This is a genomic window from Kitasatospora sp. NPDC051984 (genome assembly GCF_044593455.1).
Classification (GTDB): Bacteria; Actinomycetota; Actinomycetes; order Streptomycetales; family Streptomycetaceae; genus Kitasatospora.
This window is the reverse complement of sequence record NZ_JBIUCB010000035.1, coordinates 1-12,960: the sequence shown is the minus strand read 5'-3', so window position 1 is coordinate 12,960 and position 12,960 is coordinate 1. Positions and strand designations below refer to the sequence as shown.

Below are 12,960 nucleotides of genomic sequence, written 5' to 3'. Positions count from 1 at the left end.
CCCGCCTCGGCCTCACCGTCCTCGACACCACCGACCGCCGCAGCCCCGAAACCTCGTCCGAGCTGCCATCAGTCGAACGGATGAATCCGGCGACGGCTACGCCCTGCGCGGCCTCCTCGCCCACCCCGCCACCTGCAGCGCTCTGGACGAAGATCGAACAGCCGCCCTCGAACAGGCTCTCGCCGCCTGCGCGTTGGGCAGCGGCACCCTGCCCGAGGGCACCCGCAGGCAACTGGACGCCGCAGTGAACAGCGCCGCCCGGGTGCTCGAAAACGTCCCCTTCGACCCAGGCGCGCCCGGAGGCAACCCACTTGAACGACGCCCGCCCGATCCCCGAGCATCAGACCCCTGGCCACTCCCACCGAACCCCCAACACGCCGTCAAACGCTGAGACTTGCCGTTCCGACCCGCATGGCCGGACCCGCCCGTGACACCGGATACGGAGCCCCGATTGGCTGCTACCCCCGCGGACATCGCCGCCACCACCCGCGCCTACCTCCAGCGCCACCCCGGCGAACACGCCCGCCTCCAGCCGTTGCTGGACCTGCTGGCCACCGTCCCCGACCCCACCGACCGTGCCACCCTGCCCGCGCACGTCACCTGCAGCGGCGTCGTCGCCGACCGCGACCTGCACGTCCTGCACATCCACCACCGGGCCACCGGACTGGTCCTGTGCCCGGGCGGACACGGCGAGGCCACCGACAAGACCCTGCTGGGGACCGCGATCCGAGAGGTCGCCGAGGAAGCCGGGATCCCGGCCGGAGCGCTCTGCCTCGCACCCCGCCTGCTGGACGCGCCCGTCGACATCGACGTCAACGACATCGACGCGAACCCAGCCAAGGGCGAAGTCGCCCACCAGCACTACGACTTCCGCTTCGTCTTCCACCTCGCCGACGGCGATCCGCCGCCCGTGGACCTCCAGCAGGACGAGGTCACCGGGGCCGAGTGGCGCCCGCTGGCCGAAGTCTCCTCGCCCGAGCTGCGCGCCAAGCTGCTCGCGGCGGGCCTGACCGGACGGCCGGAGCCCGTGAACGCCTCCGCGCTCGTCCACGACGGCCGCGGCGCGTACCTGCTGCACCTGCGCGACAACCACCCCGGCATCTGGGCGCCCGGTGAGTGGAGCCTGCTCGGGGGCGGCCAGGAGGCGGGAGACGCCACGATCGAGGCGACACTGCGGCGCGAACTCGCCGAGGAAGCCCCCGGGTTGCACCTTGGCGCGGTCGAGCCGCTGACCGTCGAATGGACCACCGACCGCCACGGCCTGGCCGTCCCGATCCAGATCTTCACCGCCCGCTGGAACGGCCACCCCGACGACGCCGGCCTGCGCGAAGGCGTCCTGCTGCACTGGTTCCACCCCGACGACCTGCACCGCCTGAATCTGCGCGACTCCACCCGCCGCCTCATCCAGGAGCACGCCGCCGCCCAGACCGCCGCCCGGCCACCCGCACCCCGCACCCCGCCCACCGCCGGACCGGTGCGCCGGGCGGTCGCGGCGGACGCCGAGGAACTGGCGCGCCTGCGCCTGGTGATGCTGCACTCCGCGAACGTCGCCACGCCGCCCGGGTGGGAGAAGACCTGCGCCGCCTGGTTCCGCGAACGCCTCACCGAACAGGGCGCGTTCGCGGCGTTCGTCGTCGACGGCGGCGAGGGCACCGTGGTGTCGTGCGCGGCCGCCCAGTACGACCACTGTCTGCCCCGCCCGGGCCAGGCGCCGTACATCGGGGTCATCGCCTCCGTCGCCACCGACCCCGCCCACCGCCGCCGCGGCCACGCCCGACAGGCGGTCGCCGCCGCCCGACAGTGGCTCGCCGACGTCGGCTGCGGGCAGGTCCACCTCACCGCGTCCCCCGACGGAGAACGGCTCTACCGCGACCTCGGCTTTACCGACCCGGACCCCGCCGGACCGATCCCCCTCGCCTGGAGCACCCCATGACCACCGACGCCCACCCGCTGTTCGACCCGCTGGCCCGGGCCCGGGCGGACGGCATCGAGCGCACCTCCACCAGCGTCATGCTCACCGACCCGTCCGGGCGGGTCCTGCTGCTGCGCCGCGCGCCCAACACCCTGCAGGCCGGGCTGTGGGAGCTGCCCGGCGGGGGAATCGGACCGGACGAGGACCTCGTCGCGGCCGGGCTGCGCGAGCTGGGCGAGGAGGCAGGCCTCACCGGCGTCCGCGTCACCGCCCACCTCGGGCACGAGGACTACACCAACTCGCGCGGCGCCCGCACCCGCGCCTTCGTGATCGCCGCCCACCTCGACCACTCCCGCGAGGTGCGGCTGTCGCCCGAGCACGACCGGCACGCCTGGGCCCTGCCCGCCGACCTGCCAGCACCGATCGCCGCCCACGACGCGCAGCTGATCCGCCGTCACACCGCGCCGCCGCCCGCGCTGCCCGGGCACCGGCCGCTGCCCGCCTACCTGCCCACCATCCCCGCCGCCCCGATGTGGGGCTCCGTCTTCTTCACCACCGAGGACGGCAAGGCCGTGCTGCTGCGCGCCACCGACCCGGCCAAGGGCCTCCAATGGGCAGGCGGCGACGTCGAGTTCACCGACCCGAGTCCGCTGCACACCGCGGTACGCGAGTGCTACGAGGAGACCGGCATCCTCCTGCCGCCCGACCCGGAGCGGCTGCCACTGCTGGCCACCGTGTTCGAACAGCCCAGGGGCGGCTGGCCCGCCAAGGTCGGCTTCGCCTTCCACGGCGGCACGCTGACCCCCGAGCAGGTCGCCGGGATCCGCCTCGATACGGCCGAGCACACCGAGGTCGTCCTCCTGACCCGCGACGAACTCGCCGCGCTGAACGACCCCCGACGCGCGCAGCTCACCCTCACCGTCCTGGACGCGGTCCGCACCGGCGTGCCCGTCCACGTCGTCCGCTGAAACCGGCCCGCCCCCGCCGCACTCCCGGCTCGTCCCGTTCGGAGACCCGCCTCGATGACCCACTCCCCGCCGCCCGACCTGCTCGCCTGGCTCGCCGAGCACCTGCCCGGCCCGGCCACGGCGGCCGACTGCTCCTGGCCCAGGGCCACCTCGCGGGTGTGGCGCATCAGCAGCCCAGACGGCGGCGCCGCGTTCCTCAAGATCAGCCCGGACGACGACATGTTCGCCCGGGAGGTCGCCGGCCACGCCTACGCCGCGCGCTTCCTGCCCGAGCGACAAGTGCCCCGGCTGCTGGCGAGCGAGCCGAGGCTGCGCGCGCTCCTCAGCACGGCATTGCCCGGCCGCGTCGTACGCGACCTGCCGCTGGAACGGGGCGCGGAACTCAGGCTGCACGAGGACGCCGGGCGGCTGCTGCGGCACTGGCACGACCGCTCGGACGCGGGCAGCGCCGCCCACCGGGTGGCGGTGCGCGCGGCGATGGGCGCGTACGCGCGGGAGGCCGCCGAGTGCCGGGAGGCGCTGGCCGGGCGGGTGCCGAACGACGTGCTCGCCCTCGTCGGCGCCGCGGCCACCCAGACCCCCGACCTGGCCGACCGACTGCCACTGCTCTTCCTGCACGGCGACTACGCGACCCGCAACTGGCTGATCGACACCGCCACCGGCCGGCACGCCCTGATCGACTTCGAGCAGACCCGCTACGGCCTGGCCGTCGAGGAGTTCGTCTGGTTGCTGGGGGCACTGTGGCCCGAGCACCCCGATCTGCGGGACGCCTTCTTCACCGGCTACGGCCGACCGCTCGACGTCGTGGAGGAGCGGCTGCTGTTGCTGCTGACGGTCCGCCTCGGCGCCTCCTACCTGTGCACCGGCCTGCGCGAGGGCCGAGTGGACCTGCAGGAGCGCGGACGCCTCGCCCTCGGCCGCATGGCTGCTCATCCGTTCCGTTCCTGACCCGCACCGCCGCCCTTCCACCACCCGTCCGCCTTCGAGGAGGAGACCGGTGTCCACCACCGACGAACACCCCGCCACGCACGCCAAGCAGCAGGCCGAGCACGGCCCGGCCACCGGGGTCCGCGAGCTGCCGGAGGCTCCTGCGGCCCCTCAGCTCGGAGTCCACGCCCAGCTGCGCAATGCCGAGGGGCTGCTGCTGATCCTCGATCGCGGCACGAAGGGCGAGTGTGACCTGCCCGGCGGTCCGGCCGGAAACGAGTTGCCGGCCGCTGCGCTCGCCCGTCAGCTGCTGCCGCTGTACGAGAAACTCGACTTCGACCCGGCTGCCCACTACCTGACGCTTCGCCGGCCCTTGGCGGCGGCCGCCGCCCGGCCCGCGGCCGCAGGAGGGGCGGCGTGAAGCGGACCCGGCACAAGGCGGCCGCGGCGGACGGATCGTCCCCGAGCGAGCAGCTGCTGTTCGGCGGGCCGATGCGCTACGACGGCGGGTTCGTCCGTCACGAGGAGGCCAGCGCGCAAGCGGGCCTGTGGACGGTCGTGCGGCAGATCCCGGGGATGCTGCGCCTGGCGTGGCAGTTGGCCTGGCAGGCCGACCGCACGGCGCTGGCGGGGGTGGTGTTCGCCGAGGTCGGCCGCGCCGGTGCGGCGGCGCTGTCCCTGGTCGCCGTCAACGCCGCCCTGGGGCACCTGTTCGCCTCCGCCGGGGAGTCCGGTGCGCTGCGCGCGGTCCTGCCCTCCGTGCTGACGGCCGGCGCCACTGCCGGTGCCGGTGCCGTCCTCGCGGTTGTGTCCTCCTGGGGGTCGGACCGGCTCAGTCCCCGCATTCAGCGCACGGCGACCGTCGCCTTGCTGGAGCGGGCCCAGCGGGTGGAGATGGCCTCCCTGGAAGATCCGGCGTTCAACCGGCTGCTGGAATCCGCCCGGTTCGGCATCCAGTCGGTCCACCGGCTGACCAACGAGTCCGTCGCGGTGCTCGGCACCCTGCTGTCCATGGCCGCCACCGGTGGCGTGCTGTTCACCTTGTCCCCGGTGCTGCTGCCGCTGCTCGTGCTGATCGCGGCCCCCCGCGCGTGGGGCGCGGCCGTCACCGCCAGGCGGCGGCGCAACTCGGTGATGGCCTGGATCCAGCACCTGCGGGCCTCCCAGGTCATCGCCCAGCTCCTCACCCAGACCCACACGGGTGCCGAGATCCGAGTGCACGGCGTCGGCTCGTTCCTGCTTCACCACTTCGAGCAGATGGCCCTGGCCTCGGACGCCGAGCAGGCCCGCCTGGCCTCGGCCGGAGCCCGCACCAAGATCGCCGCGGCGGCCGCTTCCGGCCTCGCCTTCACCGCCACCTTCGGCCTGCTCGGCCTGCTGGTGTCCACCGGGCATCTGACGCTCGCCGCCGCCGGCACCGCCGTCGTCGCGGTGCGCACCGGTGCCGCGAACGTCGTCGGTCTCCTGAGCAGCGTCAACCAGCTCTTCGAGGAAGCGCTCTACGTCGGCGACCTGCAGACCCTCGCCACCGAGGCCGAGACGCTCGCCATCCCCTCCGGCGGCGCCGACCTGCCCGAACGCCCTGCGGCGATCCACGTCGAGGACGTCTCCTTCACCTACTCCGGCCGCACCACTCCGTCGCTGGACAAGGTCAGCCTGGTCGTGCCCACCGGCAAGATCGTGGCCCTGGTCGGCGACAACGGCGCGGGCAAATCCACCCTGGCCCGGCTGCTGTGCGGGCTGTACCAGCCGGACAGCGGCACCATCCGCTGGGACGACGTCGACACCGCGACCGCCGACCGCGCGCAGCAGTTCGCCTCCACCGTGCTGCTCCCGCAGGACTTCTTCCGCTGGCCTCTCACCCTGCGGGCGATCGTCACCACCGGCCGCCCCGACCACCACGACGACGCCCGGGCCCTCGCCGAGGCGGCCGAGTTCGCCGGGATGGAGGCCCTGCTCCACAAACAGGACCGGGGCTGGGACACCCTGGCGGCAAGGGGTTTCGAAGGAGGGGTCGACTTCTCCGGCGGCCAGTGGCAGCGGATCGGCACCGCCCGCACCTACCTGCGGACCACCACGTCCGGCACCGACGGCCGGCGCCCGTTCCTGGTCATCGCCGACGAGCCGACCAGCGCACTCGACCCGGCCGCGGAGGTGCGGGCCTTCGACAACCTGCGCCGCCTCGCGGACCAGGGGGCGACCGTGCTGCTGATCACCCACCGCCTGGCCGCCAGCGCCTCCGCGGACCTCATCTACGTCCTCAAGGACGGCCGCCTCGTCGAACAGGGCACCCACCAGGAACTCATGGCCGCCGGCGCCGACGACGACCAGCTGGCCGCGGGCAGTTACCGCGCCGCCTACCTCCTCCAGGCCCGGCAATACGCCACCCGGCTCCCCAGCCCGCGCCCCGAACCGTCCTCTCCAGCAGTCGGCGACGAAGGGAGCCTTCGGTGATCGGCTGGATCAACGGGGTGTTCGATGCCGGCAAGACCATCCTCCGCGATGAGCTGCCCGGCACCGTCGTCGCCGACCTGGAGCAGATCGGCTTCATCCTGCGCCAGGTCTTCCCCGACAAGTACCGCGACTTCCCGGACAACCCGGCATGGCGCCCCCTGGCCGCCCAACTCGCCACCCACTGCCACCACGAGAACGACGGCCACCAGGTACTCGTCCCGAAGACGCTGCTGCACCGCACCTACGCCGCCGATATCCACGACGCCGTCCGCGCCGCAGGCATCCCCCTGAGCCACCTGCTGCTCCACGCCGCCCCTGAAACAGTCGCCGCCCGCATCGACGCTACAGGCAACTGCCCGGCTACACCGAGGCGTTCGCCACCTGGCTCGCCGCCGACACCGAGGTCGTCGACACCACGCGCCTCGCGCCGCGTCAGGTCGCCGACCGGACGCCGGCACTCCTCGAACCCCGGTCAGCCGATGGCGGTCCGGAAGCGAACGGGCGGTGACGGGCCGTCACCGCCCGCCACCGGGGCCCCCACCGCCGAAGCGCGCCGCGGCCTTGCTGCACGCCGTCGGTACCGGACAGCCCGCCGCGAGGAGGGCGTCGTCGTCTTCGACGGCAGCACCGCCCCTACCTCTGCACCCCCACCCCGCGCGCCGAACACCGAACCACCCCCTGCCTCTGCAACACGACCGGAAGAAGAAAGAGCAGACGACATGATCGAAGGCTGGACTACGAAGTCGTCGACCGAGGTCTACCGCGGACTGCGGGTGGTGGTGCGCCGCGACACGGTCCAGCGGGCCGACGGCAGTCCGGGGACCTACGAGTACACCGAGTCGGTCGACGGGGTGCGCGTCCTGGCCCTCGACGGCCGGGGCCGCGTGGCTCTGGTGGAGGAGAACGTCTACGTGTGCGGCCTGCGGCTGCTGATGTGCCCCGGCGGCGGGTGCGGGGCGGGCGAGGACTCGGCGGAGGCCGCGCGGCGCGAACTGCTGGAGGAGGCCGGCATCCGCGCCGCCCGGATCGAGCCGCTGACGACGATGTGGCGGATGCCCGCCGGTGCGCGGACCCGTGAACACCTCTACCTCGCCACCGGCTTGACCGTCGGCGATCACCAACGGGAGGCCAGCGAAGCCGACATGGAACTGCGCTGGGTCCCGCTGGAGGACGCGGTGGCCATGTGCGCCAACGGGCGGATCACCGAGGCCGGCACCCTCGCGGCCGTCCTGCTCACCGCGCAGCGCACCACCGGCCTGCTGCCGCGCCAGGCCACCGATCAGGCTCCGGCGCCCCTCGTACCTGGGACGACCGACAACGCTCCGAGAACAGCACCCCGCTGACTATCCGTCACCGAAAGCTCCCACCGCCGCGCTGCGCGCCATCAGCACCGAGCCCGCCCCAGCCGGCCCGAGTGCCGCCTCGAACGCAGGGAAACACCACCACCGCCCCAGGAGGACCGTCCCATGCAGCACCTCGACCTGCCCGATCCCACCGCCGACACTGCGGTGCGCACCGGCGGCTGCCTGTGCGGGGCGCTCCGGTTCACCGTGGCAGGCGAACCGGACGACCCCCACGTCTGCGGCTGCGCCCACTGTGCGCGCCGCTCCGGCAGCCCGTTCCAGTGGTGGACATCGTTCCCAGTCACGGGCCTGTCCTGGACCGGTGAGCACGGCGAGCCCACCTGGTACGACACCCACCCCGGCAAGACCCGGCGCGGCTTCTGTTCCCGCTGCGGCAGCCACGTCGCCGCCCTCGACCACGGCGACCCGGCCGAGGTCGGCATCCTCGTCACCGCCCTGGACGGCCACCGCGACGACCCTGCCCTCATCCCCCTCAACCCGAACCGTCTGAACGAGGCCGCCTCCTGGCTCGCACCCGCACCGACCCGCCACCAGGAGCCCATCGACGTCCACCTGCTCCTGCGCCGCGACGGCCCCGACGGCCCCGAGGTCCTGCTGTCCAGGCGCTCCGGAGCCGTCTACGCCACAGGACTCCTCCACCTCCCCTCCGGACACATCGACGGACCCCACGAGGACGCCGTGCAGGCCCTGCTCCGTGAGGGGGACGAGGAGACCGGCATCCTCATCGACCGGACCGACGTGCGGCACGCCGTCACCGTCCATCACAGGTCTCCCGGCGGCGCAGCGCGGATCGGCCTGGTGTTCGAGGTCCGGCGCTGGCGCGGGGAGCCGGCCATCATGGAGCCCGACCTGTGCGACGCCATGGGGTGGTACCCGCTCGCCGACCTTCCGGCGGAGGTGGTGGCCTACTGCCGGGCCGCCCTGGATGCCTACCGCGACGGCCGCCACTTCGCCGTCCACTTCCAGGAGCCGGGCGACGCGGTTGCGTTCGACCCGGCGGCCGACCGGCTGCACACCCTGCCCTCCACCGACACCGGCGCCGATGCGGACGGTCCCGGCCCGGCGGTGCGGGAGTTCGCCGAGCGGGCGGTCGGCCGCATCGCCTCCTGGACGGATGTCTCCTGGGCCCGGCCGGGCAGCCGGGTGTGGCGCGCCATCGGGACCGAGGGCGGCCAGTGGTACGTGAAGGTCCATCGGGGTGCGCGCTTCCACCAGCGCGAGGTGGGCGCCCACCGCAGTTGGGTGCCTGGCCTCGGGGCGGCGGCGCCCCGGCTGGTGGCGGCCGACGCCGACCTGTGGACCGTCGTCGTCACTGCGCTGCCTGGCCGCTCCCTGCACGGCGCCGTTCACCCGCCCGAGCAGCAGCGCGCAGTCTTCCGCCGGATCGGGGCTCTCGCCGCCGCAATCCACCGTCGGCCTTCCACCGGGTTCGACAACACCTTGCACGACGCGCTGGAGAAGGTCGAACGGCACCTGGACGCCGCCCGCGCCTACCTGGCGCCCGGCGACGCGGACTTCGTCCGTGCCCTGGCGGCCTGCGCCGAACTGCTGCAGGAACCCGAGACGGTGTTCACCCACGGGGACCTGCAGCTGCGGAACCTGTTGCTCGACGGGTCGGGCGAGTTGTACGTGATCGACTTCGAGCGCGCCCAACCAGGCCCGGCCGTCCGCGACTTCGTCCGCCTGGCCGACGTCTGGGCAGGCCGCCCGGACCTGCTGGAGGCGCTGACCGCCGGCTACGGCCGCCCCTTCACGGCTGCGGAACTCGAGTACCTGACGGTGCTGGAGGCCCTGGACGCGGTGTCCGGTATCCGGTACGGCGCCGCGACAGGCGATCCCGAAGTCCTGGAGCGCGGCCTGCGGACCCTCGCCCGACTCCGCACCACGGCCAGGGCGGCGGCACGACAAGAGGGCACGACGTGACGGGCCTGCTCCGCGATCCGTCCCTCAGCGGCCTGACGCTGGTCGTCATCGACTTCGAAGGGCTCACCCCCACCGGGCGGCCGGCGGAGCCGACCGAGGTCGCCGCGCTCGCGCTACGTCCCGAAGACGGGCGCCTGGTGGAGGTCGGCCGGTTCGAGTCCCTGATCCGGCCGCCCACCGACGTCCCGGTCACCGCCCGCAACGCCGCACAGACCGGCATCACCGCCCAGATGCTTGCCCGTGCGGACCCGTCCGCCGTCGTCATGGCCCGCCTGGACGCGCACCTGAGTGCACCGCCCTACCGGCTGGTGGCCCACCACGCGCCCACCGAGGCCGGGATGATTGCCCGTCAGGCCGCACACTGCCCCACCCTGGCCGCCACGCCCCTGCTCGACACGATCCGCCTCGCCAAGGCCCTCACCCCCGGCCTGGGCTCGTACAGCCTGGACAACCTCCTGGCCCACTACGGCATCGCCCGACCAGCTGACCGCCACCGGGCGATGCCGGACGTCACCGTCACCGCCCTGCTGCTGGAGCGCCTGCTCACCAACGGGAATGCCGCCGGGCAGTGGAGCACCCTGCGCGACCTGGACACTGCCGCCGGACTACAGCCCAAACGCCCTCCGCCCGCGGAACAGGACGCCCTGTTCTGAGCACTGGGCCTTCCCGCGCCGCCAACCGCTCGATCCCTGTTGCTTCTGCCCGACGCACCCTCACGGAGATCCATGACTGTCCCCCAGTCGACCGCCGCCCACTGGAACGAGAACTACGAGGCCGGCGTCTCTTACAGCCCGTTAGGTCCGCAGGAAGCGGCCGCGCTCACTGAGTACGCGCCAGTCCCCGCCGGTGGCGGCCGGGCCCTGGAGGTGGGCTGCGGCCTGGGCGACCTCGGCGCGCACCTCGCGCTGGCCGGTTACGCGGTGGACGCCCTCGACCTGTCCGCGGCCGCGCTGGAGCGCGCCCGGACTGCCCACCCTGACGTCGCGGTGCGGTGGCTGGAGGCGGACATCGAGGACGCCGACCTGCAGCAACTCCTCGGTGACACGCCCTACGACCTGGTCACGATGCGCCTGTCCGTGGCCTTCCTGCACAGCAGGGCGAACGCCCTGCACCGGCTCGGCCGACTGCTGACCCCCGACGGAACCCTGCTGATCACCACCCCGCTCGCCGACACCACCCCCGCCGAGAAGCGGCACATCGCCCTCGCCGACGACGAGATCGCCGCCCTGACCTCCGGCTGGACGGACGTGCAACGCGTCAACGCCGGGAACCTCGCCGTCCTGGTCCTGCGCGGCCCGTGCCGGGACACCGTCGCCACCGAGCGCAGCACGCCGGCCACCGGCAACGTCGCGGTCGCCGGTGCGCTGGCCGTCGTCACCAACAGCCGCGGCCAAGTCCTGCTCGGCTGGTCGACCCGGGGCATGTGGGAGCTGCCCGGCGGCAAGATCGACACGGTGGAGGACGGCGCCGGCGGGGCGCGGGCCGAGAGCCTGGAGGAGGCCGCGGTGCGCGAACTCGCCGAGGAGACCGGGCTGCAGGCCGACGGCGCCGCGGTCGTCGCCATCCTGGTCGACCACGCCCAGCGGGTGCCGCGGATCACCGCGGCAGTGCGTGCCTTCGACGTCACCGGCACCCCGACGGTGCTGGAACCGGGGAAGTTCACCAGGTGGGAGTGGTTCGACCTGCACGCCCTGGACTGCCTCGGGCCGGTGTTCGCACCCGCCGCGCAGGCCCTGAACACGGTGTGGCCCGGCACGGTGAACCGCCTGCCCGCCATCTCGTCCTACCCGCACGACGCCCCGGCACCGGCCGTGCCGGGCGAGAGCCCGCAGGCCGCCCGGCGCCGCACCGCGATGACCAAACAGGTCGCCGCCGCCCACCCGCACCTGCCTGCCGAGGTCCTCGACGCGCTGCGCACCGTCACGCGGCACCGCTTCCTACCCGAGGCCAGCCTTGACGCTGCCTACGCCTCCGACCGCGCCTACGTCACCCGCCGCGGCACGCAGGGACAGGCGACCAGCTCCGTCTCGGCGGCGGACATGCAGGCCCTGATGCTCGCGCAGGCCGCGGTCGGCCCCGGCGCGCGGGTGCTGGAGGTTGGGAGCGGCGGCTGCAACGCCGCCTACCTCGCCCACCTCATCGGACCGTCCGGTCACGTCGTCACCGTCGACCTCGACCCACATGTCGTCCACCGCACCCGCCGGGCCCTCGCCGAGACCGGCACCACCGGCGTCACCGCCCTGCTGGGCGACGGCAACCACGGAGCACCCGCCCACCTGGTGCCGCGCGGCGGGTTCGACGCGATCGTCGTCACCCACGCCGCCCGCGACCTCGCCCCCGCCTGGCACGAGCAACTCGCCGACGGCGGCCGCCTGGTCCTGCCGCTCAACGTCCACACCTTCACCTGGTCCATCGCCCTGCAGCGGCGCAGCGACACCCTGTTCAGCGTTGGCGACTGGGTCTCCTGCGGTTTTGTCCCCGACACCACCGCCGGCCCGATCCCTCACACCCGCCTCGCCGCCGACGTACTGCTGTGGCACGCCGACGGCCCCGTCCCCGACACCGCTGGCCTGGCGCAGGCCCTGCGCGGAGCCGGACATGAGCAGCGCACCGGCGTACGGATCAGATCCGGCGAGCCGTACGACTCGCTGCACCTGCACCTGCTGACGACCTTCCACGGGCACGGCGGGTGCAGCCTGCTCCAGGACCAGGAGCCGTCCGGCCTGACCCGGCTGCCCGGCGGCCACACCACCCCGGCGCTCATCGCCTACGGCTCGCTCGCCTACCTCGTCCCCGAACCCACCGAAGGCGGGGCCGAATTCACCGTCCACGCCATCGGCGAGCGCGGCCCCGCCCTGGCCGAGCGGATGGCCGCCGCCATCCGCCACTGGGATCGGCACCTGCGCAACCGCGGCTACCCCCGCCTCACCGTCCACCCCGCCACAGCCCCGGACCTGGGGCTTCCTACCGGCCCCGTCCTCAACAAGCCGGGCGGGCGGCTGGTCTTCGACACCGCCCTCCCCACCACCATCGGCACCGCAGGAGCCGCGCCGTACTCGCCCGGGTGAGAGTGGCCAGCACCCCCGCGGATGCCGCAATCATGGCCGCGAACTCCCCTATGGTGCGCTGGGATCCGGCGGGGCCGGGCTTCTTCTGCACCGGCCTCAGGGCACGCGGATGGCACCCGGCTGACGGTCCCAAACATGTCTTTTCTCGTCAAACCGGGTGACAGTGTCGGCATCGAGGTCTATGGTCTGCACACGGTCCACCGGCAGCGCCAGAAGGAGGGCGGCGAAACGGGGACCCCCGTGGCACCCCTTGGGTTCTAACGGTCGTCGCAACACCCCAGCTGAAGGGGTGCGATGGACTTCGAGATCCGAGCGAATCGGGAGCCGCAGGGGCCGAGGAGGCT

9 protein-coding genes are annotated in these 12,960 nt (G+C 73.6%); all 9 read left to right on the top strand.

Annotation, left to right across the window (positions count from 1 at the left end; genetic code table 11):
• Positions 1-451 precede the first annotated feature (451 nt).
• The 9 genes from ACIHEI_RS34680 (at position 452) to fxlM (ending at position 12,616) form a co-directional block, all read left to right on the top strand.
• Positions 452-1,933, top strand: a complete 1,482-nt coding sequence (locus ACIHEI_RS34680) for a GNAT family N-acetyltransferase (RefSeq protein WP_396609543.1) — start codon at positions 452-454, stop codon at positions 1,931-1,933.
• Entirely contained in the window at positions 1,930-2,880 is a 951-nt protein-coding gene (locus ACIHEI_RS34675; protein ID WP_396609542.1) for an NUDIX domain-containing protein, read from the top strand. Before ACIHEI_RS34680 ends, ACIHEI_RS34675 begins: the two co-directional genes overlap by 4 nt.
• A gap of 54 nt (positions 2,881-2,934) precedes the next feature.
• Positions 2,935-3,828, top strand: a complete 894-nt coding sequence (locus ACIHEI_RS34670; RefSeq protein ID WP_396609541.1) for an aminoglycoside phosphotransferase family protein — start codon at positions 2,935-2,937, stop codon at positions 3,826-3,828.
• A gap of 49 nt (positions 3,829-3,877) precedes the next feature.
• Positions 3,878-4,228 (top strand): hypothetical protein, encoded by a 351-nt coding sequence (locus ACIHEI_RS34665; RefSeq protein ID WP_396609540.1) that lies wholly within the window; start codon positions 3,878-3,880, stop codon positions 4,226-4,228.
• Positions 4,225-6,261 (top strand): ATP-binding cassette domain-containing protein, encoded by a 2,037-nt coding sequence (locus ACIHEI_RS34660; protein ID WP_396609539.1) that lies wholly within the window; start codon positions 4,225-4,227, stop codon positions 6,259-6,261. Before ACIHEI_RS34665 ends, ACIHEI_RS34660 begins: the two co-directional genes overlap by 4 nt.
• The gene (locus ACIHEI_RS34655) at positions 6,258-7,604 is read left to right on the top strand and encodes an NUDIX domain-containing protein (RefSeq protein ID WP_396609538.1); all 1,347 of its coding nucleotides are present in this window, start codon (positions 6,258-6,260) and stop codon (positions 7,602-7,604) included. Before ACIHEI_RS34660 ends, ACIHEI_RS34655 begins: the two co-directional genes overlap by 4 nt.
• Before the next feature lie 123 nt (positions 7,605-7,727).
• Complete coding sequence (locus ACIHEI_RS34650; RefSeq protein WP_396609537.1) at positions 7,728-9,548, top strand: phosphotransferase; 1,821 nt, start codon at positions 7,728-7,730, stop codon at positions 9,546-9,548.
• Positions 9,545-10,201, top strand: coding sequence for a PolC-type DNA polymerase III (locus ACIHEI_RS34645; protein WP_396609536.1), 657 nt, complete (start codon positions 9,545-9,547; stop codon positions 10,199-10,201). The genes ACIHEI_RS34650 and ACIHEI_RS34645 overlap by 4 nt, the downstream gene beginning before the upstream one ends.
• 72 nt (positions 10,202-10,273) lie before the next feature.
• Positions 10,274-12,616 (top strand): methyltransferase, FxLD system, encoded by a 2,343-nt coding sequence (gene fxlM / locus ACIHEI_RS34640; protein ID WP_396609535.1) that lies wholly within the window; start codon positions 10,274-10,276, stop codon positions 12,614-12,616.
• The last annotated feature ends 344 nt before the right edge of the window (positions 12,617-12,960 follow it).

Excerpts from the sequence above, each read along its gene's own strand:
- ACIHEI_RS34675 (WP_396609542.1), top strand. The coding sequence starts at position 1,930 with ATGACCACCGACGCCCACCCGCTGTTCGACCCGCTGGCCCGGGCCCGG.
- ACIHEI_RS34670 (WP_396609541.1), top strand. The coding sequence starts at position 2,935 with ATGACCCACTCCCCGCCGCCCGACCTGCTCGCCTGGCTCGCCGAGCAC.
- ACIHEI_RS34650 (WP_396609537.1), top strand. The coding sequence starts at position 7,728 with ATGCAGCACCTCGACCTGCCCGATCCCACCGCCGACACTGCGGTGCGC.
- fxlM (WP_396609535.1), top strand. The coding sequence starts at position 10,274 with ATGACTGTCCCCCAGTCGACCGCCGCCCACTGGAACGAGAACTACGAG.